Origin of the sequence: Lysinibacillus sphaericus, assembly GCF_015844675.1 — a bacterium.
Lineage (GTDB): Bacteria > Bacillota > Bacilli > Bacillales_A > Planococcaceae > Lysinibacillus > Lysinibacillus sphaericus_E.
The window spans coordinates 138,006-163,810 of the sequence record NZ_LDGC01000075.1 but is presented as its reverse complement, the minus strand read 5'-3'; the positions used below and the strand labels follow the sequence as shown (position 1 = coordinate 163,810).

26 protein-coding genes are annotated in these 25,805 nt (G+C 37.0%); 16 read left to right on the top strand and 10 right to left on the bottom strand.

The genetic code is table 11. The features are described 5' to 3' along the window. Nucleotides 1–222, top strand: a 222-nt coding sequence (locus tag ABE34_RS19800; RefSeq protein WP_197142287.1) for a zinc ribbon domain-containing protein, incomplete at its 5' end; no start/stop codon positions are given. A 527-nt stretch (nucleotides 223–749) separates the two neighbouring features. Here ABE34_RS19800 and ABE34_RS19795 read toward each other — a convergent pair. Beyond that, entirely contained in the window at nucleotides 750–1,169 is a 420-nt protein-coding gene (locus ABE34_RS19795) for a DUF4183 domain-containing protein (RefSeq protein WP_197144160.1), read from the bottom strand. Between the two features lie 683 nt (nucleotides 1,170–1,852). On the opposite strand from ABE34_RS19795, the gene ABE34_RS19790 reads away from it, so the two are divergent. From ABE34_RS19790 to ABE34_RS19760, 7 genes are all read left to right on the top strand, one after another. Continuing rightward, nucleotides 1,853–5,464 (top strand): dynamin family protein, encoded by a 3,612-nt coding sequence (locus ABE34_RS19790; protein ID WP_197144159.1) that lies wholly within the window; start codon nucleotides 1,853–1,855, stop codon nucleotides 5,462–5,464. Between the two features lie 10 nt (nucleotides 5,465–5,474). After that, on the top strand, nucleotides 5,475–6,284 hold the full coding sequence (locus ABE34_RS19785; protein ID WP_197144158.1) for a sulfurtransferase: 810 nt from the start codon (nucleotides 5,475–5,477) through the stop codon (nucleotides 6,282–6,284). Between the two features lie 58 nt (nucleotides 6,285–6,342). Beyond that, nucleotides 6,343–6,567 carry a hypothetical protein gene (locus ABE34_RS19780; protein WP_197144157.1) on the top strand — a complete coding sequence of 75 codons (225 nt, stop codon included), beginning with the start codon at nucleotides 6,343–6,345 and terminating at the stop codon, nucleotides 6,565–6,567. Beyond that, entirely contained in the window at nucleotides 6,564–6,899 is a 336-nt protein-coding gene (locus ABE34_RS19775) for a hypothetical protein (RefSeq protein ID WP_197144156.1), read from the top strand. Before ABE34_RS19780 ends, ABE34_RS19775 begins: the two co-directional genes overlap by 4 nt. Nucleotides 6,900–6,963: 64 nt before the next feature. Beyond that, on the top strand, nucleotides 6,964–7,794 hold the full coding sequence (locus tag ABE34_RS19770) for an MBL fold metallo-hydrolase (protein ID WP_197144155.1): 831 nt from the start codon (nucleotides 6,964–6,966) through the stop codon (nucleotides 7,792–7,794). Nucleotides 7,795–7,888: 94 nt separating this feature from the next. After that, nucleotides 7,889–8,497 (top strand): DUF998 domain-containing protein, encoded by a 609-nt coding sequence (locus tag ABE34_RS19765; RefSeq protein ID WP_197144154.1) that lies wholly within the window; start codon nucleotides 7,889–7,891, stop codon nucleotides 8,495–8,497. 561 nt (nucleotides 8,498–9,058) lie between these two features. After that, nucleotides 9,059–10,261 (top strand): NAD(P)-dependent malic enzyme, encoded by a 1,203-nt coding sequence (locus ABE34_RS19760; protein ID WP_197144153.1) that lies wholly within the window; start codon nucleotides 9,059–9,061, stop codon nucleotides 10,259–10,261. A 60-nt stretch (nucleotides 10,262–10,321) separates the two neighbouring features. Here the strand turns inward: ABE34_RS19760 and ABE34_RS19755 are convergent, their stop codons facing one another. The 3 genes from ABE34_RS19755 to gdhA form a co-directional block, all read right to left on the bottom strand. Further along, the gene (locus tag ABE34_RS19755) at nucleotides 10,322–10,975 is read right to left on the bottom strand and encodes a Yip1 family protein (RefSeq protein WP_197144152.1); all 654 of its coding nucleotides are present in this window, start codon (nucleotides 10,973–10,975) and stop codon (nucleotides 10,322–10,324) included. A 169-nt stretch (nucleotides 10,976–11,144) separates the two neighbouring features. Beyond that, nucleotides 11,145–11,831 carry a phosphoribosylaminoimidazolesuccinocarboxamide synthase gene (locus tag ABE34_RS19750; protein WP_197144151.1) on the bottom strand — a complete coding sequence of 229 codons (687 nt, stop codon included), beginning with the start codon at nucleotides 11,829–11,831 and terminating at the stop codon, nucleotides 11,145–11,147. 173 nt (nucleotides 11,832–12,004) lie between these two features. Continuing rightward, nucleotides 12,005–13,378 (bottom strand): NADP-specific glutamate dehydrogenase, encoded by a 1,374-nt coding sequence (gene gdhA, locus ABE34_RS19745; protein ID WP_197144150.1) that lies wholly within the window; start codon nucleotides 13,376–13,378, stop codon nucleotides 12,005–12,007. Nucleotides 13,379–13,565: 187 nt separating this feature from the next. Here gdhA and ABE34_RS19740 point away from each other — a divergent pair, with 187 nt between their 5' ends. Further along, the gene (locus tag ABE34_RS19740) at nucleotides 13,566–14,039 is read left to right on the top strand and encodes a YaiI/YqxD family protein (protein ID WP_197144149.1); all 474 of its coding nucleotides are present in this window, start codon (nucleotides 13,566–13,568) and stop codon (nucleotides 14,037–14,039) included. Further along, on the top strand, nucleotides 14,029–15,369 hold the full coding sequence (locus ABE34_RS19735) for a D-serine ammonia-lyase (protein WP_197144148.1): 1,341 nt from the start codon (nucleotides 14,029–14,031) through the stop codon (nucleotides 15,367–15,369). The genes ABE34_RS19740 and ABE34_RS19735 overlap by 11 nt, the downstream gene beginning before the upstream one ends. Nucleotides 15,370–15,470: 101 nt before the next feature. On the opposite strand, the gene ABE34_RS19730 is transcribed toward ABE34_RS19735, so the two are convergent. Both ABE34_RS19730 and ABE34_RS19725 read right to left on the bottom strand, forming a co-directional pair. Then, complete coding sequence (locus ABE34_RS19730) at nucleotides 15,471–15,662, bottom strand: hypothetical protein (protein WP_197144147.1); 192 nt, start codon at nucleotides 15,660–15,662, stop codon at nucleotides 15,471–15,473. Nucleotides 15,663–15,889: 227 nt separating this feature from the next. Further along, nucleotides 15,890–17,059 (bottom strand): aminotransferase class V-fold PLP-dependent enzyme, encoded by a 1,170-nt coding sequence (locus ABE34_RS19725; protein WP_197144146.1) that lies wholly within the window; start codon nucleotides 17,057–17,059, stop codon nucleotides 15,890–15,892. A 207-nt stretch (nucleotides 17,060–17,266) separates the two neighbouring features. On the opposite strand from ABE34_RS19725, the gene ABE34_RS19720 reads away from it, so the two are divergent. Together ABE34_RS19720 and ABE34_RS19715 are read left to right on the top strand one after the other, a co-directional pair. Continuing rightward, complete coding sequence (locus tag ABE34_RS19720; RefSeq protein WP_197144145.1) at nucleotides 17,267–17,965, top strand: nuclease-related domain-containing protein; 699 nt, start codon at nucleotides 17,267–17,269, stop codon at nucleotides 17,963–17,965. Between the two features lie 24 nt (nucleotides 17,966–17,989). Beyond that, nucleotides 17,990–18,325, top strand: a complete 336-nt coding sequence (locus ABE34_RS19715) for a nucleoside triphosphate pyrophosphohydrolase (RefSeq protein WP_197144144.1) — start codon at nucleotides 17,990–17,992, stop codon at nucleotides 18,323–18,325. A gap of 310 nt (nucleotides 18,326–18,635) precedes the next feature. Here the strand turns inward: ABE34_RS19715 and ABE34_RS19710 are convergent, their stop codons facing one another. Continuing rightward, on the bottom strand, nucleotides 18,636–19,121 hold the full coding sequence (locus tag ABE34_RS19710) for a hypothetical protein (RefSeq protein WP_197144143.1): 486 nt from the start codon (nucleotides 19,119–19,121) through the stop codon (nucleotides 18,636–18,638). Nucleotides 19,122–19,784: 663 nt separating this feature from the next. On the opposite strand from ABE34_RS19710, the gene ABE34_RS19705 reads away from it, so the two are divergent. The 3 genes from ABE34_RS19705 (at nucleotide 19,785) to ABE34_RS25895 (ending at nucleotide 21,425) form a co-directional block, all read left to right on the top strand. Then, nucleotides 19,785–20,528: a hypothetical protein gene (locus tag ABE34_RS19705; protein ID WP_197144142.1), complete on the top strand. Its 744-nt coding sequence runs from the start codon at nucleotides 19,785–19,787 to the stop codon at nucleotides 20,526–20,528. Between the two features lie 338 nt (nucleotides 20,529–20,866). Next, the gene (locus ABE34_RS19700) at nucleotides 20,867–21,088 is read left to right on the top strand and encodes a YdbC family protein (RefSeq protein ID WP_197144141.1); all 222 of its coding nucleotides are present in this window, start codon (nucleotides 20,867–20,869) and stop codon (nucleotides 21,086–21,088) included. Nucleotides 21,089–21,317: 229 nt separating this feature from the next. Next, nucleotides 21,318–21,425 (top strand): putative holin-like toxin, encoded by a 108-nt coding sequence (locus ABE34_RS25895; RefSeq protein WP_220443510.1) that lies wholly within the window; start codon nucleotides 21,318–21,320, stop codon nucleotides 21,423–21,425. 167 nt (nucleotides 21,426–21,592) lie between these two features. On the opposite strand, the gene ABE34_RS19695 is transcribed toward ABE34_RS25895, so the two are convergent. Next, nucleotides 21,593–22,219: a nitroreductase family protein gene (locus ABE34_RS19695; protein WP_197144140.1), complete on the bottom strand. Its 627-nt coding sequence runs from the start codon at nucleotides 22,217–22,219 to the stop codon at nucleotides 21,593–21,595. Between the two features lie 346 nt (nucleotides 22,220–22,565). Next, nucleotides 22,566–23,810, bottom strand: coding sequence for a ferredoxin reductase family protein (locus tag ABE34_RS19690; protein WP_197144139.1), 1,245 nt, complete (start codon nucleotides 23,808–23,810; stop codon nucleotides 22,566–22,568). A 207-nt stretch (nucleotides 23,811–24,017) separates the two neighbouring features. Between ABE34_RS19690 and ABE34_RS19685 the strand changes: the two genes are divergently transcribed. Then, nucleotides 24,018–24,506, top strand: coding sequence for a metal-dependent hydrolase (locus ABE34_RS19685; RefSeq protein ID WP_197144138.1), 489 nt, complete (start codon nucleotides 24,018–24,020; stop codon nucleotides 24,504–24,506). A gap of 59 nt (nucleotides 24,507–24,565) precedes the next feature. Here the strand turns inward: ABE34_RS19685 and ABE34_RS19680 are convergent, their stop codons facing one another. Further along, the gene (locus tag ABE34_RS19680; RefSeq protein WP_346655592.1) at nucleotides 24,566–25,387 is read right to left on the bottom strand and encodes a squalene/phytoene synthase family protein; all 822 of its coding nucleotides are present in this window, start codon (nucleotides 25,385–25,387) and stop codon (nucleotides 24,566–24,568) included. Nucleotides 25,388–25,805: the final 418 nt, after the last annotated feature.

The window sequence follows — 25,805 nt, the reverse complement described above, 5'->3', positions numbered from 1 at the left end:
AAATTAGAATACAAAGCAACTTGGTATGGCAAAACAATCGTCAAAGTAAGCAGATGGTTTCCATCTAGCCAAATATGTTCTGATTGTGGACATCATGATGGCAAGAAATCTCTTAAAATAAGAGACTGGACTTGTCCTATTTGTCATGCAAACCACGATAGAGATATTAATGCTAGTAAAAATATTCTAGCTGAAGGCTTACGAACATTAGCCTTGGTTTAAAAAATCATAGAACCGTAGGAATCTACGGAGATAGCTTGGTAAATAAGAGAAACCGCTGTTGGTAAAGAAATACACCAACAAGTATGCTCTGTTCCCAAGAATCTCCCACTTCAATCAGACCGTAAGGCCGATAAGTGGGAGTAGTTCAAGTAATAACATTATGTATGAAGGGCTTGTTTACGCGAAGCAACATAAAGAGGTCCGTGCTGGCGTCATTTGATTTGGCGATTCAACATGGAAAAATACCGGGATGGAATATCCAAGATTTAATCACGTGTATTAGGCTCTGTATCGAGGAGACAATTCGTTCAGCAAATGATTGATTTTCCTCAAACGATGAGGATAAATAAAGAAGTACAATGGATGACCTGAAATGATAATCATCATTTTAGGCATCCATTTTTAGATAGATAAGTAATGAAACAAATTATGGGATAGTAGGATTGATTTGATATCAACGTACTCCTATTTATTCTATCACTAATACAGTGTCCAGGCAGATAAAGTATCTATTTCAAGGCTTTATTTTACTGTGTTGAAAACCCTATTGATTCTATGATGATTGGAGTACCACTATAAATTGTTGAATTACTTGGACTTAAGGTTAACGTGGTTGGAGTTAAGGTATAAAATCCACCTTCCTGCATGACGGCATTGATATAAAGATTAACGTAGCCATTCGGATTAAAAATGGTAAATTCGGTTGCTTGGTTCCCATTATCATTCCAAAATTGGCTAGCAGGTATAGTCGCCCCATTAGTCAAATCAATATCCGATGTAACAATATTGAAATATCTATTTACTATTGGAATAATATTTCTACTAGGTTCAACGACTGGGGGAGGGTCTCCAAAAGGAATGGTACTAGCTTTTATACGTGGCCAAATAAACCGATCTTTACATTCACATTCTTGCTCGATTTTTCGATGGTTCCTAAAGTTCACCATATGTTTATCACTCCATTTAACTTCGTATTTATCTATTCACTATTAGATTTATAATCGCACACCAATCTTTTTTCTTACTTTAAAATATGAAGAAAATTATTAGTTGAATAGTTGCACATCCATCTTTGCAATAGAAATTAGTAGTTCGAAAAATAATGACCATAACGTGTAGGTAATTTCTGTTCAGGCTGGGCGTTTTCCTGGTATAAGGTTTTAAGAAACATCATTACCTAGTAATAATGAGCCTATAAAGCTTTAATTTTATAAATAAACAGGGCGATATGGATGAATATGGCGTCTGAAATCCTGATATATATGCTTTTAATAGTAAATTAGTGTTATACTTTGCTTGTCGAATAAGGTAGAATATTATTTATGACTATCTTCATTCGTAAAAACTACTTCCTCTGAAGTTGTAAGATGAATACGGATATAGTTTCTTTTCAAACATCACTGAAATAGAAGAACTCAGTCTAAGAACGCCACGTCTTGTGGCAACTACTGAGTGACCAACATCGTGTTGGCCTAAAGCCTCGGGCGGATGTCACGGATTTTTAAAGGATTGAATTGTCTCTACAATTCAAAATCCGGACGCATTGTTTATCTGTAGCGAAAGCAAAGCGTCAGCTACAATTACGCCAAGGCTAAATTGATTAATATGAATAAAGGGGTTACTGGTTTTTATGAAAGATTTTGAACAACAATTGGAGGCGCTTTTAAAGCAAGCTTCGTTACAATACATAATTTATCAGCATAATGGTGATACAGAGCGTATGGATAAGACATCACTTTTTGCACGTAAAATTCAGCAAAAAGAATATGTTATTGGCTTTGCAGGCCATTTCTCTGCTGGTAAATCGAGTATGATTAACGCACTATCTGGTGAAGATTTACTTGCGGCAAGCCCTATTCCAACGAGTGCAAATATCGTCAAAGTCCATAAATCTGAAGAAGACTTTGCAATTGTCTATATGCATAATGAAAAGCCTGTAAAATTTGAAGCGGGCTATGATTTTAAAACAGTTAAAGAGCTTAGTAAAAATGGGGACCTAGTGTCACAAATTGAAATTGGTCATAGTACATCGACATTACCATTAGGTGTCACTGTTATGGACACGCCAGGTGTTGACTCGACAGATGATGCACACCGTATGTCAACAGAGTCTGCTCTTCATATTGCTGATATCGTATTTTATACAATGGACTACAATCACGTGCAATCAGAATTGAATTTTCAATTTACAAAGCAATTAATGAAGTACAATCCAAACGTTTATTTAATCGTTAACATGATTGATAAGCATAAGGAAAATGAATTAAGCTTCGAGGAATTTAAAGCAACTGTTCACAATTCCTTTGCAGCTTGGGGCGTAGTACCAAAAGGCGTATTTTTCACTTCATTAAGAGAGCCTGAGCACCCAAATAACGATTTTGCGGTTGTAAAGAAAATCGTTATGGATAGTATGAATGATTGGCAGGAGCAACTTGTACAAACTGCATCAAATACATTGCGTTTATTACAAAGTGAGCATGACAATTATTTAACGGAAGAAAGACAGGATCGTTTAGACATTGATGAAGATGTATTAAGTGCCGATGACTGGGCAAACCATAAGGATATTTTAGAGCAGTACAATAAGCTAAATCGTCAAGTTGAATTGTTCTCAGTTGAGGCATGGAATGAAATGTTCGAAGAGCAACGTAAAGAACTACTTGCGAATGCAGCAATTATGCCAGCAGATTTACGCGATAAATTGCGACTTTATTTAGAAAGTCAGCAGGAAGGATTTAAGGTAGGGGGCTTATTTACTGCTAAGAAAAAAACGGAGGAAGAGCGTAACCGCCGTAAAGAGGATGCCTATAGTGCCTATCAAAATGTTGTTCATGCACAGATAACTGGACATTTAAAAGGGCTAATGAAAAAGGTGATAAAGGATGTTGGTGCGTTAAATGAAGAACGTGCTACAACTATTGATGCCTACGCCTTTGATTTACCATTCTCCCTTATTGAGCAGCAGGTACAAGTTGGTGCAATTTTAACAGGAGATGCTGTGTTGAATTTTGCCAACCGTGTGGCAGAAGCTACTAAGCGCTACTACATCCAGGAAACTGATAAGTGGAAAGATGCGCAAGCAACAACTTTGGAAGCAGTAGCTACAGAAACGGCTGCTCCATCTAAATTAAAAATGGCAGGGATGCAAGAGAAAGTTGATGCCATTCAAGCAGTGCTTGAAATCGAGGGCTATCAGCAATATAGTGCTAGTATTATGCATCAGGCAAGCAATGAAATACGTAAAATAGCAAATCAACAGCTGACAAATTGGGAGCATGCATTTAAGCAAGATTTAGCAGATATTCGATTATTTGACGAATCGATGTTAAAGCCAAAAGAGGAAGCGTTAATTGAGGAAGAGGCACATCAAACAGTTAGTGCAACAAGTCTTCCTATTGAAGGTGTAGTGAAGCGTGCACTTCACACGGCAAATGCTGTAAAAGATGTACAAGGCTTTGCGGAAGTAGCAACTTACTTAGAAAATAAAGTAGAACGCTTACAGAAAAAGGATTTCACAATTGCGCTTTTCGGTGCATTTAGTGCAGGGAAATCTTCGTTCTCTAATGCGTTAATGGGTGCCAAGGTTTTACCTGTATCACCAAACCCGACAACAGCGGCTATTAATAAAATTCGTCCTGTGTCACCAGATCATCCGCATGAAACAGCAGATGTTCAATTAAAAACAGCTGACCAAATGCTAGAAGATATTCAAGCTTCATATGCAGCGATTGGTTTATCGGTTTCTTCATTAGAAGAAGCATTTAATCGTGCAGATGAGGGACTTGCGGTGCAACTATCTGACGAACGCTTAAATGTGCATAAATCATTTATTCGCGCATATAAAGAAGGGTTCCCAACATTTAAGTCTGAACTTGGAAAAGTATTACGTGTACATCGTGAAGAGTTCGAAAAATTTGTTGCGCAGGAAAATAAATCATGCTTTGTTGATAATATTGATTTCTATTATGACAGTCCGTTAACACGTATGGGTGTGACACTTGTTGACACACCAGGAGCAGATTCTATTAATGCGCGTCATACAGGTGTGGCATTTGAATATATTCGTAATGCCGATGCAATCTTGTTTATTACTTATTATAATCATGCTTTTGCTAAAGCGGACCGTGAGTTTTTAATCCAGCTTGGTCGTGTGAAGGATGCCTTCGAACTTGATAAGATGTTCTTTATCGTCAATGCGATTGATTTAGCGACAACAGAAGAAGAACAGGAAGATGTAAAAGGTTATGTGCGTTCAGAATTACAACGCTTTGGCATTCGCTTCCCACGACTTTATGGTGTGTCTAGCTTATTAGCATTAAAGGAAAAAGTAGAGGGTGCGGATTTAACATCTGGTATGCCACCTTTCGAAGATTCTTTCCACACATTCTTAAATGATGAATTAAGTGCATTGGCGGTTCAGGCACTTGCAGAGGAAGTCGATAAAACGGAGCAACGTTTAGGTGACTTAATTGCGCAAACAGAAGAGAACTTAAAGCGTAAGGATGAGCGTTTAGAGGAATTAACAACTCTTGAACAACATGTGAAATCGAAATTCAATTCGCTTAATACAAGTATGGTAGAAAGTGAAACGAAGCAAGAGCTTGATGAATTACTGTATTATGTTCTTCAGCGTGTGTACTACCGTTACCCAGAGTTCTTTAAGGAAGGCTACAATCCGTCAACATTTGCAGCAATGCCGGTTCAGCAAGCATTAGAGCATGCTTTAAAGGAAGTAATGCAAAGTTTACGATTTGACTTTACACAAGAAATGCGTGTAACAAACTTCCGTTTATCACAGTTTATTAGTAAAAAAATGCAACTGCGCTTTAAAGATGAAGTACGTGAGCTTAAAGAATTAAACCGTAGCTTCTCATTTTTAGCGTTTGAATCTTCTGAGCCAGATTTACTTGATTTTGAAGGGCCATTTACAAATATCACTAAGTATTCAGGTGTGAAATCACACTTCCGTAATCAAAAGGCATTCTTTGAGAAGAATGAAAAAGTGAAGTTAAGTGAGGCGCTAGAGATCTTAACAAAACCAGATGCGCAAGACTATTTAGATTCACAAAAAGTATCTCTCATGGCATGGGCGATTACTTATATTGCGGAGGAAGCAGAGAAATTACGTCTGCATATATATCATCAGGCACTTGAACAAATTGCAACAGAAAGACTTGCACTTCAGGAAGAAAGTCGTTTAGCTTCTTGGAAAGCAATTTATGCTCAATTACAATACGCATGAGGTGATTCATTTGGGAAAAGTATTCAAATCAGTTGAGGAAATTCAGTTTGATGAAGTCCGTTTCGTAGATGCTCGCTTTGATTTACAAAAGAAAGAGGCGGGTAGCAAAGCATTTGAAGAAGGACATGCACCAGGAGCGATTTATATCGATTTAGAGCAGGATTTATCTGATATGGGGTCCAGCGATGGTCGCCATCCCATGCCGAATAAGGAAAAGCTATCGGCAGTATTTCAAGGATTGGGATTAAACTATGAGGATCAAATTGTCGTTTACGATCAAGGAGCAGCTCCATTTGCACCACGTGCTTGGTGGATGCTGACTTATGCAGGCTTTCCGAATGTAGTAATTGTGAATGGTGGGGCACCGGCTCTTGAGGAGAAAATACCTTTCACAAAAGACATTATCAAATATCCACCAACTACTATCGAATTTGTTTGGCGAGATGAACTATATGCTCCACGTGAAGCAGTGAAAGCAATTGTGGATGGAGAAGTTAATGCTACGCTGTTAGATGCACGTGCCGCAGCTCGCTATCGTGGTGAGATGGAGCCTCTTGATAAGGTAGCTGGGCATATTCCAACTGCGAAAAACTTTGACTGGGAGCAATTAAAGTCAGATGGTCATTTGCAAGCGAATGATGCGTTACGTAACAAGGTTACTCGTGACGAGCACGTTGTGGTATACTGCGGCAGCGGTGTTACAGCATCACCATTGTATGCAGTGCTAGCAGATGAAGGCTACGAAAATATCCAACTGTATGTAGGTAGCTATAGTGACTGGATTACACAATATGGTGTTGAAAAAGGGACAAATGAATAAAAGATTATAGAAGAAACGCTCACTTAGGTGGGCGTTTTTTTTTATTGGAGTGGAAAAGGTGGAAAGCGGTCGAAGTGACGGGAAGAAGGGCGAGAGCGACGGAAAGAAAGGTAAGAGCGATGGAAAGAAGAGCGAAGGTGACGGAAGGAATCAGAGCGACGGAAAGAAAGGCCAAAGCGACGGAAAGAAAGGCAAGGGCGACAGAAAGAAGAGCGGAGATGACGGAAAGAAATCAAAGCGACGGAAAGAAAGGCCAAAGCGACAGAAAGAAGAGCGGAGATGACGGAAAGAAATCAAAGCGACGGAAAGAAGGGCCAAAGCGACGGAAAGAAGGGCCAATGCGACGGAAAGAAGGGCCAAAGCGACGGAAAGAAGGGCCAAAGCGACGGAAAGAAAGGCCGAAGCGACGGAAAGAAGGGCAAGAGCGACAGAAAGAAATCAGAGCACGGAAAGAATAGCCGAAGCGACGGAAAGAAAGGCAAGGGCGACAGAAAGAAGAGCGGAGGCGACGGAAAGAAATCAAAGCGACGGATTGAGATCAAAGCGATGGAAAGAATAGCCGAAGTCGTGGATAGCCCCGCCAGAGCGAAATTATACCAAAGAACGGAGTTTTGATGCATCAATAAAATGACTGAATATTCTTTTTATGCTAAACTCTTTTTACAAAGGGGGAGAAAGGATGTTTGAACGAGAGAAAAGCATAGAAATTCAACGGAATCTTGATGTGCAATGTGCTCAAGGGAAAGTGGCGGTTCAGGGTATTGGCATGAGTGTTTATAGCTTTTTTGTAGATGGGTTATTAATTGATACAGGCTCATACTCACTTTCGCAGGAGTTCCAATCTTTTTTTAAAGAATTACCGATTGAACAATTGGCGCTCACTCATGCTCATGAGGATCACTCAGGAAATGCAGCATGGATTCAGCAGCAAACGGGTGTACCTATCTATGTTCACCGTGATTCGGTGAGCCTTTGTGCAAAGGAAGGGGAGTATCCTTTTTATCGACAGGCATTATGGGGTGAGCGACCGGCGTTTATAGCTCAACCGTTTGGCGATACGTTACAAACGAATTCAACTACTTGGGATGTTATTGAAACACCAGGACATACGACAGATCATGTATCATTTTATAATCGGGAAACGGGTGCTATGTTTACAGGTGATTTGTATATACAAACGAAAACTAAGGTTGTCCTGGATGAAGAAAATATCGTACATACCTTAGCGTCTTTGAAAAAAATAGTAAACTATGATTTTGAGGTAGTATATTGTTGTCATGCAGGCTTTATAGCGGATGGTCGAGCGAAAATACAAGAAAAAATTGCTTATTTAGAAGAGATGGAGGAGAATATAAGGCAACTGTTTCATAAAGGCTATTCGGTAGACGAAATGACAAAATCAATCTTTTCTCGAGAATACCCGATTACAAAAGTATCAGGGGAACAATGGTCTTCCAAGCATATTATCACGGCATTTATAAATCAGTTTACGCAAGAGTCCTTAAAATAAGGGCTCTTTTGTTTCGTAATAATAAAGTCGTTTAAATCATAATATTATTGTTTTGAAAATAATAAAGTCATTTAAAACTAAGGGAGGTCTTAAATTGTCCATCGAGAAAATACTATCGATTGTGGCCGTATTGTTCTTTTTGAGTTATTTCATCCTTTTTCTTATACTTCACTTTAAGAAAACAAGCTATCATCCTATTCGACATGCTGTAAGTGATTACGGTGTAGGTGCTACAAAAAATTTATTTTTAATTTACGCTTGGTTTAGCAATTTAGGGGCATTGTCACTTTCTATCGTGTTGTTGAATGTAAAAGATCGCTTCTCCATATCCGCGTCAATTCCGATTTTAATCATTCTAATGGTCATCTCCCGTATCCTCATGTTATTCTTTCCAACTGACCTAGAAGGAGAAAAACTTACGGTTCGGGGAAAACTCCATTACTTATTTGCTATACTTGCGTTCGCTTTTTCCTATATGGTCATTGATCGAGGAGGAAGTCATTTAAAATTACTGGAAGGCTTTGAAAATCTAAATTCATTTTTTTACACCATAACCATGATTTCTTCTATCTCGCTTGGAGCTGTTATTGTAACGATGATCAAGCCGTTGCGATTTATCTTTGGGATTTGTGAGCGAGTGTTCCTGTTGTCCATCAACATTTGGTTTATTGTCGTAAGCATCTGGTTGGCTTATCTTCTATGATAAGTGAATGTAATGGTAAAAGGTTATTAACAATTAATCAAACGCGCGTGATTAATGATTGTTTTTTAAACGACTTGAATTAAAACACATTACACCGTCCACATTTACGGACGGTGTAATGTGTTTTTCTGCTTTAATAATAAACATCTATTGCTTAAAAATCGACGAAAGTAGAAAGTGAAGTAAGAATACTTGAGGATGCATAATAAAAAACTTTGTGAAAAAATGTGGAGAAAATGTGACGAATCTAGATAGAGTAATGGATGCGCTTACATAAGTTTGTGAAAAAATTCTCATTTACATAAGAAAAATACTATGTGAAAAGTTGAACAGGTTTAATGCCGGTAATTATACATTTATTGAAACGTTAATAGTTGTAATTGTTATATTAAAATAATAGATTGTGAAAATAATAACAAGACGAAAAACAGTAGTGGACGATTAAAAATAGCGCTATTTCAAAGAAAAAATAAAATTGACAGAAAATTCATTGACTTTACTTTCACAAAGTATTATGATTCTGAAATATATAATAATTCGAAAAGAAAAGGATGGGATTGAATGGACATTATGAAAAAGGCTTTAGAAATGCATGAATATTATAGTGGTAAATTAGAGGTGATTTCTAAAGTACCTGTGCAAGATTCATATGATCTAAGTCTTGCGTATTCTCCGGGGGTAGCTGCGCCTTGCGTAGAGATTGAAAGAAATCCATCGCTTGTTTACGACTATACAATGAAGGGGAATATGGTGGCTGTTGTTTCAGATGGTACAGCGGTATTAGGATTAGGGGATATCGGTCCGAAGGCGGCATTACCGGTAATGGAGGGAAAGGCGATTTTATTAAAGCGCTTTGCTAATGTTGATGCTTTTCCTATTTGTTTAGATACGAAGAGTACGGATGAAATCGTCAGCATTGTGAAGGCGCTTGCTCCAACTTTCGGTGCTGTAAACTTAGAGGATATTTCAGCGCCAAGATGCTTTGAAATTGAGGATCGTCTTCGCCAAGAATGTGATATTCCTGTATTTCATGATGATCAGCATGGAACAGCGATTGTAGTAGGTGCAGGGATGATTAATGCCAATCGTATTGTGAAGAAAGATGTGGCAACGATGAAGGTTGTCATTAATGGTGCAGGAGCGGCGGGTATTGCTATTTTGCGTATTCTTGTGCAGATGGGCTATAAAAATATTTTTATGTGTGATACAAAGGGACTCATCTATGAAGGCCGCGCTGAAGGTATGAATCTGATTAAAGAAACGGTTGCCCATTTAACAAATCCAGAAAAAATACATGGTACATTGGAGGATGCCATTAAAGGGGCTGATGTCTTTATCGGCGTATCTGTTGCCAATTTATTAACAGAAGCACATATTGCTTCAATGAATGAAGATCCGGTCGTGTTTGCACTTGCAAATCCAAATCCTGAAATTACGTATGAAAACGCCAAGGCATGGGGAGTGCGTGTTATGGGAACAGGGCGCTCAGATTATCCGAACCAAATTAACAATGTACTCGCTTTCCCAGGTATTTTCCGTGGGGCATTGGATGTTCGAGCAACAGATATTAATGAAGCGATGAAAATAGCTGCAGTGGAAGCGATAGCGGCTCTTGTTAGTGATGAGGAATTAACCGAGGAATATATTGTACCTAAATCATTAGATGTGCGAGTTGTTGAAATTGTGTCGCAAGCTGTAAGTGGTGCAGCTGTTGAGTCAGGTGTGTCGGAGCTCTTCCAACAAAATACAGTGCTTTCAGTTTAACATTTACGAATACAGGTGAACCTAAAAAAGCTCCCACTCTCATAGAGAGGGGAGATTTTTTTACATCATTCCGAAAAAAATGCCGAAAATGAAAACTAGAACAATAATAAGAATAATAAATAGTATAACGAAAATAATGGTTGGAATTAAGAGCGTTAAGAAAGCCATCCAATTTGGAATTTGATGTGCTTCTGCAACAATTCCTACTGTAATAACGAGGGACCAAATTACAACCACAAGGGTTAATAAAATTGCTGGCCAAATAACCCAAGGGTAAGTTCCAACGAAATCAGAATTCATTAAAGACTCAGGTGATGTAAATAACCAAATTAAGTAAAAAGGAATAAGTACTATAAATGGGATAGAAGTTAAACTTAGCCCTTTGAATAAGTGTGAGTACGTACCTGTTCCTTTAAAAAGTTTACCGAACAGCCAAGTGATTAGTGCAGAAAAAGCCGTACCAATTATCCCTAAAATCGGTGCTGCAATAACACAAAAAATGACGATAAACCAAGGAGACACGTCTGACAAAAATGAACTATCGATAAGGTCTGAAAGTGTAACACCTAGATAACCAATTGACATGAGAAGAATCGCAAAACCTATTGATTTTTCCTCTATCATGTAACGGGTTGTTTTCTTTGGATGCAACCAAATAGACAAAAATGGATTAACCTTTGGCCTTTCTTGTGATGATTCATTACAGTTATCCATCAAATTACCTCCAAAATAAAAGTATAAATTTATGCGTATACTGAGTATACGGAATGACCTAGTGAAAAGTTTCAAAAGAAATCATTTTATTAACAAAAAGAGCCGCAAAAAGCGACTCTTTTGATTACTCGAAACTACTCTTACATAGCATATTAATAGAATGTTTTTTTTATTCAGCTAACATAATTTTTTCAAGCTCTAATGGTTCTATGTATTGTTCGCCTTTGTAAGCGCGCATATTACCACCTGAAATTTCATCTATTAATAAAATTTCATTTGTTTGAGCATCACGGCCAAATTCTAATTTAATATCGTAAAGGGTTAACCCTTTTTTTGCAAGTTCTGCAGCAACAAATTTAGCAATTTCAATCGTACGTTGTTTTAAAATTGCATATTCTTCGTGTGTTAATAGGTCTAACATTGCTAAAGCATCTTCGGAAATAGGAGGATCTAGTCGATCATCATCTTTGATGGTAACTTCTACGAAAGAATCTAAGTCTTGTCCTTCTTTCACGTAAGCACCATAGCGACGTAGGAAAGATCCTACTGCCTTGAAGCGGCAAATGACCTCTAACCCTTTACCGAAAACAGTTGCAGGTTTTACCGTCATTGTTGCATCGTTGAAGTTTGCATCAACATAGTGAGTAGGAACACCTTGTTCGTTTAGTTTTGAGTAGAAATAAGAAGTTAAGCGAAGACCAGCTAAACCAGCACCGTCGATTGTTAATCCAACAGTATTAGCACCTGGGTCGAATACGCCGTTTTCACCAGTTACATCATCTTTAAATTTTAATAAGTAATGACCATCTTCTAACTTGAACACATTTTTCGTTTTACCTGTATACAATAATTCCACAAAAAAACCCTCCAATATGTTGTAGTACTCCAATATTATAACACGAATGTTTTGGTTATTTAATAGTAAAATCGTTCGTTTTAATGTATTTTTAACGCGTGTTTTAACTTTTTTTTTTATAAAAAATAAGATGATAACGAATGTTCGTTATCATCCAGGGTGGAATAAAGTTATTAATATACGCCTTCAGCAAGCATACCATCAGCAACTTTTACGAAGCCAGCGATGTTCGCGCCAACTACAAGGTTCCCAGGGTAACCATATTTTTCAGCAGCCGCTTTACTATCTGCGTAAATATTTTTCATAATTTCGTGTAATTTAGCATCTACTTTTTCAAATGACCAGAATACGCGACTTGAATCTTGCGCCATTTCAAGAGCAGATACTGCAACACCTCCGGCATTAGCCGCTTTTGCAGGACCGAATAATACGCCCGCATTTAAAAATTCATTAATTGCTTCTAAATCTGATGGCATGTTTGCACCTTCACCAATAGCTTTTACGCCGTTTTCAATTAAAGTACGAGCTGAATCGCCATTAATTTCATTTTGAGTAGCACATGGAAGCGCGATGTCACAAGGAATCGTCCAGATACCTGTGCAGCCTTCTTTAAACGTAGCATTTGGACGATAGTTTAAGTAAGTGGAGATACGATCGCCTTTAACTTCTTTAATTTCTTTAATTGCATTAAGGTCTAAACCTTCTGGATCGTAAATATAGCCTGAAGAGTCAGAGCAAGCAACAACTTTTGCACCATATGATTGTGCTTTTTCAATTGCATATGTTGAAACGTTACCAGAGCCTGAAACTACAACTGTTTTACCCTCGAATGAATCGTTGGCATCTTTTAGCATTTCATTTACAAAATAAACAGTACCATAACCAGTTGCCTCTTTACGAGCTAAAGAGCCACCATAGCCAGGAATTTTTCCTGTTATTACACCAGATTCACTTGCTTTTGTTATACGCTTATATTGGCCCCATAAATAGCCAACTTCACGAGCGCCAACACCGATATCACCTGCTGGAACATCGACATCAGGACCAATATGGCGGTATAATTCAGTCATGAATGCTTGACAGAAACGCATGATTTCTGAATCTGACTTACCTTTAGGGTCGAAGTTTGAGCCACCTTTACCACCACCGATTGGTTGGCCTGTTAAAGCATTTTTAAAAATTTGTTCAAAGCCTAAGAATTTGATAATGGATTCATTTACGGAAGGGTGGAAGCGAAGGCCGCCTTTGTAGGGCCCCATAACGTTATTGTATTGCACACGGTAACCACGGTTTACTTGAACTTGATTGTTATCATCTTGCCAAGCAACACGGAAGGAAATGATTCGATCTGGCTCAACGATACGTGATAAGATATTGGCTTTTATATATTCAGGGTGTTGTGCAAATACAGGCACTAATGAAATAAAAATTTCCTCAGCTGCTTGTAAGAACTCTGCTTGATAGCTGTTTTGGTTTTTTAGTTGCTCAAATACGCCATCAACGTATTCTTTTGCTAATTGTTCGTTGCTTACAGTTACAGTTGTCATAGTAAAAAACCTCCAGTTAGTTGATAGGTGTATCGTATATCTATTTTTCACACTATTCAATAAAATACTTTTTTTAACAGTCTTAAGTTTGTGAAAAATTGAACAAACGGGAGTGAGAATTTGTTATATTAAAATAACAATGATGTGATTGATCTATCTAATTATGAGAAAGGAATGATGCTTTATTGTGAAGGTTTTAATTGACGCTGATGCTTGTCCAGTCGTGGATTTAGCACTATCTATATCATCTGAATTTGAGATTGAAACAATCTTGTTTTGCGATACATCCCACCGTGTTGAACGTGATAATGTAATAACAATTATTGTTCCTAAGGGTCCAGATTCGGTTGATTTTACGCTAGTGAATGCGCTTTCAAAGCATGATATTGTCATTACACAGGATTACGGGTTAGCAGCAATGGTTTTGGCCAGAGGAGGTTATCCAATCGATCAAAATGGACGAGAGATGTCCGATGAAAACATCGAACGTTTGCTCGATATGCGCCATGTTGGACAAAAAATTAGACGTGCAGGTGGACGTACGAGAGGACCGAAAAAACGAACACAAGAAAACAATATTTCGTTCGAATTGAAATTTCGACAAATTTGTGAACGAGCAATTTTAGCTCAAAAAGTGGAGGAATCTAAAGGTGAAAAATGAACTTAAACACGAACTATTTAATCGATTTCCGAGATTAGAGGAGTTAGCGAATCATGAAACTGTGTTATGGGAAAATACAAATCGGAAAAAAAGGGGGGAAACCGATCTTTTTTCAATGGGAGAGGTTGAGGAAGCAGAAGAAACACTTAAACGTTTTTCTTCCTATTTGACTATTGCATTTCCTGAGCTTTTGGAAAGTAAAGGACTTATTGAATCATCTATACAAGACATAGCTTTGATAAAGAAAGCCTTTGAAAAGGAATTTGATGTTTTAATACCGGGTCAATTGATCTTAAAATGTGATCATACTTTGCCAATTTCAGGCTCTATAAAAGCTCGCGGGGGGATTTTTGAAGTATTAAGGCATGCAGAGCGCCTTGCCATCGCTAGTGGCAAACTAACAAAAGAGGACAATTATGCAGTGTTGGCAACAGATGATTTTCAATCATTCTTCCAGCAATACACGATTGCCGTAGGGTCTACAGGTAATTTAGGGTTAAGTATCGGCATTATGGGCAAAAAACTCGGCTTTAATGTCGTTGTACATATGTCGAGTGATGCAAAAGAGTGGAAAAAAGCATTGCTGCGTAAAAAAGGTGCGACAGTTATTGAATATGAAGCTGATTATAGCATTGCTGTGGAACAAGGGCGTCGAGAAGCTGAACTAGACCCTATGTGCCATTTCATAGATGATGAGAATTCGAAGGACTTATTTGCTGGCTATGCAGTGGCGGCGAAGCGTTTAAAAGCCCAGTTTGAAAAGACGAATATTGCAGTGGATGAAGCCCATCCATTGTTCGTGTATTTGCCGTGTGGTGTAGGTGGTGGACCAGGCGGTGTTGCATACGGAATACGTGAAATTTTTGGAGAACACGCCCATATTTTCTTCGCTGAGCCCGTAGCCTCTCCTTGTATGACAATTGGCTTAATGACAGGTTTACATGACGCCATCAGTGTAGAAGATATTGGCCTTGACAATAAAACAGAAGCGGATGGCCTTGCTGTTGGCCGCGCTTCTAAGTTCGTAGGGAAAGTAATGGAAACTTATATTAGTGGCTGCTACACGGTAAAAGATGAGCAATTATTTAAATCGCTTGCAATAACTATGGAAGTTGAAGAGTTATTTTTAGAACCATCTGCACATGCAGGGATGTTCGGACCAATTCAGTTAATGAAAAATGGACAAAATTATTTAGAAAAGCATGATTTGGTTGATAAGATGGAGCAAGCTACCCATCTTGTTTGGGCGACAGGTGGAAGTATGGTGCCGTTGGAAATGCGTGAGGAATACATGGCAAAGGTAGTGCAAGTAGCGAAAATTGATGATTAACGTATTTAATAAGAAAACGCAAGAATGCGATCGGACTTAACATTCTTGCGTTTATTACTTTTTGATTTGAAATTATTAAAAGGATATTTGCTCATTTAAAGTTATTTATATAAATAGTCCAACGCTTGATAATCTTGTTGATAGCGTCCACCATCCGCTACTTCAGCGTGATATAGAGCTTTTAAAGCATAATTTTTTTGCAAATCCATTTCGGCCATTAATTTTTTTAGGCGATCATGTAATTCACGATTTTCTTTCACAAGTTGCTGCATTTGTGGTTTGAAATATTTCATTCTATCTAACTCCTCAATTTATAACGTGCTTATTAGTATAACACTTTTAGCTTTTGAAAATACACCCGTATTCATAATTCTAGTTTTAAAAGATTATTCAGTCCATGCCATGAAATATTGTCCTAAATTGCAATTTTCCTTACGTTTATCGCTCGCTTAACCTGTAAAAATAATAAGAAAACCTCCAAATCCATATAAAGATTTGGAGGTTTCATATAGTCAAAGCTTTATCGTTGCAATTGTTTTCGCTGAGCGGTTAAAAACACTTCTTGTGCCGCACGTACACCTGCACCTAGCTCAAAGTCATATTCAAAGTCTTGAAGTGCGGCTTCCATTAAAGAAATAGCCTGTAAAATATCACTTGGGAAACAATAGCCCATATGACCGAATCTAAAAATTTTACCTTGCAAATGACCAAGTCCTCCAGCGAAATCTAAATGATAGTGCTGCTTTAAATGTGTCAAGAAGTCACCGAGAGCTATTCCCTTTGGTGCCATAATAGCTGTAATGGTCGGAGAAGCATGCTCATCAGTAGTGAGAAGTTCAATATTAAGGGCATTCATAGCATGACGAACCATGTTTTTCATTAGTTCATGGCGGGCAATTGTATGTTCAATACCTCCTTCTTCCTCTATAAGCTTACATACCTCGTGGAGTCCATATATTAAAGTGACAGTAGGCGTATTTGGAGTCATTCCTTTTTCTGCCCAGCTACGATAGCTCAATAAGTTTAAATAATAGGATGGTGCTTTATTTTCTTCGATAACTTTCCAAGCTCTTTCGCTTACACTGACTAAGGAAAGTCCAGGAGGTAGCATCATAGCTTTTTGAGAGCCTGTAACAAGAATATCGATGCCCCAAGCATCCATTTCAGCAGGAGCTCCACCTAGGCAACTAACACCATCGACAATACATAATGCATCTGTTTCTTCACGAACAACTTGTGCTAATTCAGCAATTGGGTTTATGATCCCAGTCGAAGTTTCATTGTATGTGATAAAAACAGCTTTAATATGTTGTAACGGCTGCAAAAATTCTCGTAGCTCTTTCGCTGTGCAAGCTTGTCCCCATTCTTTTTCAAGCTTATGTACATGAAAACCGTATTTCTCACAAATCGAAACGAAATAGTCTCCGAAAGCTCCAACAGTGATTACAACAACATTTTCACCAGCAGAAACAGTGTTAATCGCTGCAGCTTCTAAAGCGGCCGTCCCACCTGATGGAAGGAGTAAAATATCCTGTTTTGTTCCGAAGACAGGTTTTACTAATTCAATGGTTTCACGGTATAGCTCCACAAATTCATTGCTTCGATGACTAATAATATCACGATTCATCGCAAGCTGAACCTTTTTTGGAATAGGAGTAGGCCCAGGATGTCTTAAAATATTTTCATACACTATCATCAAACCCCTTTGCATTAAATTTTATAGATTCTAAATATTCTAATTATAGTATAGCATACTTTTTGATAGCTAACTTTCTTTTCAAAGATACGGTGGTAATGGATAAGGGAAATAGTTAAAGAATGTAAAAACATAATTGGTATAATAGTTTTGGGAATTATTGTTTTTTATCGAGTGGAAATATAATGAGATAGGGGATTTATGTTGCTAATTATTTTCTTTGTATTGATCGTTTTAGTTTTAAGCTTTTACCTCATGGAAAAAAATTATCGGAAAAGTGTCTATTATAAACTGACAAAAAATAATTTCTTTGCAGTTAAATTCAATAAAGGGAGAAATGGTGAGTACTTAACGTCGAAAATTATTGAGAAGCATGCCTTACAAAGTCATAGACAATTATTAAATGTATATGTTCCAAAGAGAAATTCAGATGAATTAACGGAAATTGACCTTCTATTTATTGATCGAACGGGACTATATGTGATTGAGTCAAAAAACTATAGTGGCTGGATTTTTGGTAATGAAACACAACAGCAATGGACACAAACGATGCCGAATAAGAAAAAATATAAATTTTTCAATCCAATTCGTCAAAATGCTACGCACATACGTGCAATTCAAGATTTCCTAGAACTTCCGATAGAAGCAATTCATTCAGTCATTGTGTTTAGTGAGCGCTGTACTTTGAAAAAAGTGGCGGTAACTTCCCAAAATGTACATATTATAAAACGAGAGAATTTAAGGCGTTTTATCCAAACGCAAAAGCAAACTGCAAGACAACTTTTCTCTCAAGACGATATTCAAGCAATTTACAATAAGCTTGTGCCTCGAATGCAAGTATCCGATGAAGTCAAAAAACAACATATCCAAACGATTCAGCAGAAATATGGTGAAAAATAAGATGTTAAGAGGGAGACAGGGGACATGCCAATATACAATAAATTAGTACGTGATTTAATTCCACAAGTAATTGAAACGGGAGGGAAAACATGTAACATAAGAACATTAGAACCGAGTGAACATTTAGAAGAAATAAAAGTGAAAATGCAAGAAGAAGCATTAGAATTTCTAGAGGCAGTCTCACCAAAAGAAGCCATTGAGGAACTTGCGGATATTTTAGAACTAGTACATACAGCTATACAAATGTACGATGTTTCCTACAAACAATTAGAACAGATACGTACTCGGAAGAAGAGGCAACGCGGAGGATTTTCGAAAGGTATATATTTAATTGAAGTAAAGGATGAAGAGGGAAGGTAAAATTATAATAATATACATTTACATAAGATACTGAAGAACATTTACTATGATCGATTCTATAATTTTATTCCTAGGGGGATTGGAATGAAAAAAGTAATTTTATCCATTTTGATTGTTACTCTTTTGGGTGGATGTAACGGATGTTAATGTAAAATAAAAACTATAACTACAATGGTTGGTTAGAGGAATCAAAAATTCAAACGTGAGATAAGGTCTTTCCTAAAATTAGGAGATTCTATAGTATAAATAAGTTCAAAACCTCTTAAACACTTTTAAAGGTGTAAAGAGGTTTTTGTACTTGCATATGTATTTATGCAACGAAAGGTTTATTCATTTTCATTAAGCCGTAAATATAATAGAATAGTCCGAATGTAATGAATGATAAAATGATATAAAGTATAGCTTTGCCAGTTTCACCAGTCCAACGATAGAAGAGGCGATAAGTGAAATACAATGTAAAGCCTAAAAGACCTAATGAAGCAATAATACCTATAAGTGGGATAAATGAAACAAGTATTAATCCTACGTAAATAAGAGCATTCTTTTTCGCTGCACCACGAACAGTTGCGTTATCTTCACCTTTTGCAGTTAATAGGAAAAGGCTATAAACGTTGATAATTGGAATCCATCCAATATAAGCTAGATCGCTAAAACCATTTACTTTTGACGCCTTATAATAAATTAGTGAACTAATAACATAGCTTACAATACTCAACACAAGGCCAATTAACATAATAATGATAAATATACCTCCGAGAGCCGCATCAAAATCATCGTAATAATAAGAATCGTACACAAGATAACCTCCTTTTCTAAAAAAATACTTTTTTATGATAACAGTGCTAAAGTAATAAATCTACAGTTAAAAATATCCGGAATTTAATGGTAATCACGTATTTGTATTATTTTCTTAGGGATATAATCGATAATAATAATGTGTTTTTGTCATTGGATTATAAGGCAACCCCGAAATTAGTGATTGAACCAAAAAGGAAGTAATGACAAAGGATGGCTTTTCCTTGTCGTTACTTCCTAGTTCGGTAGTAATGTTGCTGCCGCTACGTTGGCACTGCGCTTTCGCACAAAAGACATTTGTTGCTGCCGCTACGTTGGCACTGCGCTTTCGCACAAAAGACATTTGTTGCTGCCGCTACGTTGGCACTGCGCTTTCGCACAAAAGACATTTGTTGCTGCCGCTACGTTGGCACTGCGCTTTCGCACAAAAGACATTTGTTGCTGCCGCTACGTTGGCACTGCGCTTTCGCACAAAAGACATTTGTTGCTGCCGCTACGTTGGCACTACGCTTTCGCACAAAAGAATAACTGTTGTCCTAAAGCCTTCGGTGATGTTATTTTAATAATGAATGTTGTTACTATCCTTTATTTTACAGTAGAAGAGAGTACATGTTATATTGCATGTAGCACGTGTAAAATAATAGGCGGAAGGGGCAAATAGAAATTGAAAAAAGAAATTGGAATATTGATGTTGTTGAGTATTTTTACACTATCTGGATGCAGTTTAGATAAGTCAACAACAAGTACAGTAAAGGCTTCTGGTGAACAGGAAACAACGCAGTCAGAGCAACAGAATAATGCAAAGTTGATTGAGGCATCAGATGATAAAAAAGTTAAACTTTACGCACTTAATGAAGAAAACAATGAAATAAAAAGCGTAGTTTTGGATATTGATGGTGAACAAAAAAACTTTGACTGGGAAATCCCTAATACAGGAACTAAACCCCAGTTATTCTATACAGATCTTACAAATGATAATAAGGAAGAAGCCGTAGTTATAATCCAAACGGGACGAGGAACAGGATTAGATAACTATGATATTCATGTTATTAATGTTGAGGATTTCTTAGAGATTAAAGTACAAAGTTATGAAGACATTGTTGCTAATGAGATTAAATCAAAAGTTGTTAAAAATGACGATGGTACATTAACGATTACAGCTACAGCGCAAGGAAAAGAATCTAGATTTGATTATGATTTTGATCCAGCGCCAAATCTAAATCAAGATGAACTTGCATTCGGCGGTGTAGTTATATATACATTGGAAAATCAAAAAATAAAATTAAACATGCCTGGATCTGTAGGGGTATCTCCAGTATATGTAGGTGATTTCAACATCACATATAAATTCGATAGTGCCAAGAATGAATTCATTGTTGATCAAATTGAAATGATGCCTACAAAATAATAAAAAGAAAAACTAACAATAATATAATGTGTGCCCTTTGTAAAAGACAATACGTTTCAGGTAACTTAAAAAAGATGATGACTGTATGGTGTATCGTGCAGGCGTCATCTTTTTTTAATGAGCGTTGAAGGAAATTCAATGGGGCAAAGACTAAATTGGGAATAAGTTGTTGCCATTAGTACGTGAATAGAAACCAAAGAAATTACACAAATTGAAGTAATAATTTGATTTCTTTAAGGAAGGCCATAGAAAAGTCTCAATTTCACGATCTAGTTTCTATACAATTCCATTATTTCAAGATATAGTTCTTAATACAGATACATGAAGGAGGAATACATATGGCAGAAGTTAAATACGAAATTATTGAAACGATTGCGGTGTTATCGGAGGGCAATAAAGGCTGGAAAAAAGAATTGAATTTAATTAGTTGGAATGATCGTGAACCGAAATACGATATTAGAGATTGGTCGGAGGATCATACAAAGATGGGGAAGGGTGTTACGTTATCAATGCCTGAACTGCAGCTTTTGAAAGAGTCGTTAGCTAAACTGTCAGAATAACAATGGCATTTTTTTAGTGTTTTTTTAGGTAATTACGTAAGTCGGGATTCATGCTTATGAAGCGTAAAATATTGAGTATAGCCTTTCCTGACTATTGATGTGCGTTGAAGAACATAAATCTTCTGAGGATTTTCCGTAGAATATATTTCATAAAATTGGTAGACTAGCAATAGCAACAATTCATAAAGCAGGTGGCGGCTGAACTCCCTTTTGAAAGGGGGTGAGGCGGATGACAGTATTTGAAGCATTCAGTTTGATTGTACAGTGTAGCCTATTGCTAATTGCAGTACTAACGCTGATGCTTAGCATTATTGTCTCTCAAAATAAAAAGAAATAGCCACCCTGCCGGCTAAGTAAGGTGGCTATTTCTATGAACTTTAACTTGGTTAGCCGTTATGTTTGCGGCATGATTGTTGCTTTTGGCTGGATGTTAACGCATTCAGTCTTTTTTATTCTATAGTCAGTGTATCATATTTATTCTAAAAAGAACATTTTGTATAAGTCTTAAATGAATTTTGCAATGTCATTTAACGCTAAACGAGAAGAGCCGTAAGCCGGTGTTGCTGCTTTTCCGATGGCGATTAAGACAATTGGCACTAGATTATCTGTTAATTCAAAGCGTTTCGCAAAAGCCTCTTTATTGAAACCACCCATTGTAACTGTATCGTAGCCCATTTCTTTTGCTAAAAGCATGATTTGCATAGAAATTAAGCCCGCATCAAATGTAGCTATATTTTTTAGTACTTCTTTAGGAAGGTTTGAATATAGCTTTAATGAATTTTCAATCATCATATTTTTCGTTGTTTCATCCATGTAGCCAAGCTCGAAGTTTTTTGTATAGACTTCCTCTACATTATTGTACATTTCAGTATCACCTAATACCGCAATGATGGCAGAAGCAGTTTCTACTTGCTCCTGGTTATTAGCAATCAAACGTAGTTCTTTTTTTACTTCTTCATCTTGAATGACTAAAAAGCGCCAAGGTTGTAAATTGCTTGATGATGGAGCGGTTGTTGCCTCAACAAGCAATTCCTCTAATTCAGATTGTGGAATTTTAAAATTTGACTCATATTTACGAACAGATTTACGATCGTGCATTACTTTATTTAAATAACTTTTAGTTGTAGTCATGTTAAAAAATCTCCTTTAATTTTGATGAGATTTTTACTATACGATATCCTTTTCAATATTCCAAGTAAATTGCTCGAATTAGAGAGTTTTGACTTTTAGCGGGTATGCAAACACCTGCTAAAAGAAGTAAAAGCCTCCGACGGATGTTACGGAATCGGAAGGGAGTTCAATATAGGATGTTAGCCTAAAATCATCGCATCCATGCGATAACGGCTAACTGACCTGCATCGGTAAAAACGCCACGTCCTGTGGCATTACCGAAATGACCGACATCGTGCCGGCCCTCACGCAGGCCTAAGCGCAAAGCCGATTCCTGACGCAATTATGCCGAGGCATAATTGATTAATTACTTAAATTTAAATGCTTCGAAGTGAATGCTTAGATCTTTATTACAGGTTTTCAATTGCTTGGCAAAATGGTTAAGCATTTTTTGGGGGCCACACATAAAAATACTCGTATGCGCTGGCACTGAAATATTTTCAAAAGAAAGCCTGTCCATTTGGGCAGTATCAATAAAGTTCACACTAAATTGTTGATTAGTTTGTGCATACTCCTGTAAAAATTTTTTATAGATCGCATTGTCTACACCGTGATAAGTGTAAAATAACTCGATATTACGATCGACAGGCTGAGATTGCAAATAAGATAAAAAAGGAGTAATGCCTATGCCACCAGCTATCCAAATTTGTTGTTGTGCAGCATTTTCAAAATCGAAATGACCATATGGACCATCAAGTGTCACTGGTGTGTTCAGTTGAACGGAATCATATACTTTTTTTGTGAAATCACCAAGTACCTTCATAGAGATAAATACTTTTTTTCCATCGCCACCTGAAATAGAAAACGGATGAGGCGCCTTTTCTATGCCATCTTGCAAAATCTTGATAAAAATAAATTGTCCATGTCGATATGGTAATGTTTTATTAAGTGTGAGTTCCAGCTCAATAACATTTGGCCCCAATTTTTTGATCCCCGTAATGTTGCCATTATATTTAAAAAACATATCCTGATACATCGTCAACATATATAATGCTGACATAAATCCAATAGTAGCCGTTATTACGGTAAAAATTCCTAAAGGTGTAGGCTGTAATAAATCGTATTTGCTTGAAAAATAGGCATGATAAATTCCAAATGTATAAGGGATAAGCAATAATCGATGAAAGATCCGCCAATGTTCATATTTTAGAAATTTAGCTAAAAGCGCAATTAAAATAAGTGCAATGAAGCCATATTGGCCAAGTGACCCTAGTTCTTTCGCAAATTCACTGAATGAAGTTCTTTCTACTTTATCGAAGCGGGGGACTAGATCTTGTAATTGCCCATGGATAATTACCAATACTAGTGAAAATATTGCTAAATATTTATGATAAAAATAAACATTCTCTAGCCCATGGAACCAACGCTCAAAAATTTTTATTCTTGTTGCTAAAAAGAAGACAAGAAAGAAGCCCGTAATGGCCATGCCTCCAATAATATGACTAAGCCTGTTAACAACATGGATAGGTTCTATAGGCGTAGCAAAATACCACAGGGAAGCACTACTACTCATTATTAGTATAATAAACAAAATTCCTTTGATAGATTTCATACATAACCTCCAATACTCATTTTTATCTCTAATCATCCTATATATACAATAAGAACCTGAAATGTTTCTGATTTTTTATGAGAGTTTTTTCTCGAGTAAGCATAAAAAAGGGGGATTGTTTGTTCGGAATATATGTTCCCTTTTGGGGTGAGGTGTGATAAGTTAAGAAAGGTAAAAATATAGAGAGAGAAGGAGTGGAAGTAAATCATGCAAGGGAATACACATATTATCGGAGGCATCACGGCAAGCCTTGCTGTTGCACAAATTTCTAATGATAATGCGCTTGTTTTAGTAGGAGCAGGCGTTATCGGTGCATTACTTCCAGATATTTGCCATGGCGGCAGTAAAATTGGGAGGAAGCTTCCCATCATTTCAAAGATTGTCAACACTATGTTTGGACATCGTTCCTTTACACATAGTTTGCTTTTTTTATTTCTAGTTGGAATGCTACTACATACATTTATACCTTACGAAACTATTTCACTAGGTATTTTATTGGGGATCGCCAGTCATATACTTCTTGACATGGCGACGAAGAAGGGTGTTAAGCTGTTCTTCCCAGTATCCATATCAGTGCGTCTACCCATTACTACAAAAACGGGTAGTAAAGCTGAAAAGGTAGTGTTTATGTTGTTAACAATACTTTCAGTGTTTTTTAGCTATGAAATTATTTTTAAGCTTATACAGACAGTATAAAAAAGAAGCCCCAGTACGAAATTTTTTTCGTACTAGGGCTCTTTTTAAAGGAGCAGGTTTTAGTCAGCCTGTACTTCTTCAACCGTTTGTTCTACTTCTGCTCGTGTCATTTTTTCACGACCATCTTGCATCGCCTTCAATGTTTTATGAGCTAAGGCAAGCGGTAATCGACAGAATAATAATACCGTTCGTTTATTAATATCTTTCATATAAAGATCCGCTTTCGCAAGATTTTCTTCCGCGTATGCAAATAAATCATCACGTGTCCAACCGTCAGGAACGAAACTTACGCCGCGCTCATCTAAATCTTCATGCTGATTGCGTAAAATATTGACTGCTTGGAGACCTCGACCATAGCCAATTGCTAAATCGCGATCAGTTTGTATGTCTGCACCCCACGCCCAAAGCTCAGACAGCATTGTCCCAACAAGCCCTGCAACGTAGTATGTATAATCATCTAAATCGTCTCGCGTATGCACTTGCCAGTTTGCCTTTGCCCATTTTGCCATCCCGAATGCCATTTCACTCGTTGAATCTTGAACAATTTTACGTGAGCCTTCAGGACAAAATATTAGCCAATCTGCTAAACGAAGTGATACTTCAGGTAGCTGATCTGCATATGGCGCTAATAATGCTTCATAAGCCTCGGCATTGAATGTATTTTTTAATAATTCACTTGTTGCAGTTAGTAAATCAAATTTTACATCATTTGAAAGTTCTTCATGATCCTCAATCTCATCTATAGCGCGCATTGCTAAATATGCGGCTGCCACTGACAATTTTAAATCATTTTTTAAAAAAGTAATTGGTATATAAAAAGTGCGACTAGTTTCCTTTAAAACTTGCATCGCTTCTTTATAAAGTTTCTTTTGCTCTTTCACTTGTATTCCTCCGTTCAAATGGTAACGCATCTATAGTATATCGTATCGTAAAAGTGAAGAAAGATAAAACAGATTGTTCAATTTATAATCAACTATTTTCAAATGGGATTGAAAGGATGGATAACAAAGTTGCGAATAATATAGGTTGTACGTCAAGGATAGCCGTAGCACTGGATAAATTGTTTGGGTTGGTGAAAAAAATTACCTTGTGAATGATGAAGGATCTTCGGCTCGTTAATTGCTAGAATTGCTTTAGAAATGAAAATGTATCAGTGTGTTTCCGCTTCTTTTGTTTTTTTAGTTGAATAATGTTAAAGTTATAAAAATGCGACGAAAATCGCGTGAATAATAGAAGAAATTTGATGTTTTTCGTGTTTTTTTCATGAAAGTTTGCTAAGTTATTGCACAATTATTTCAA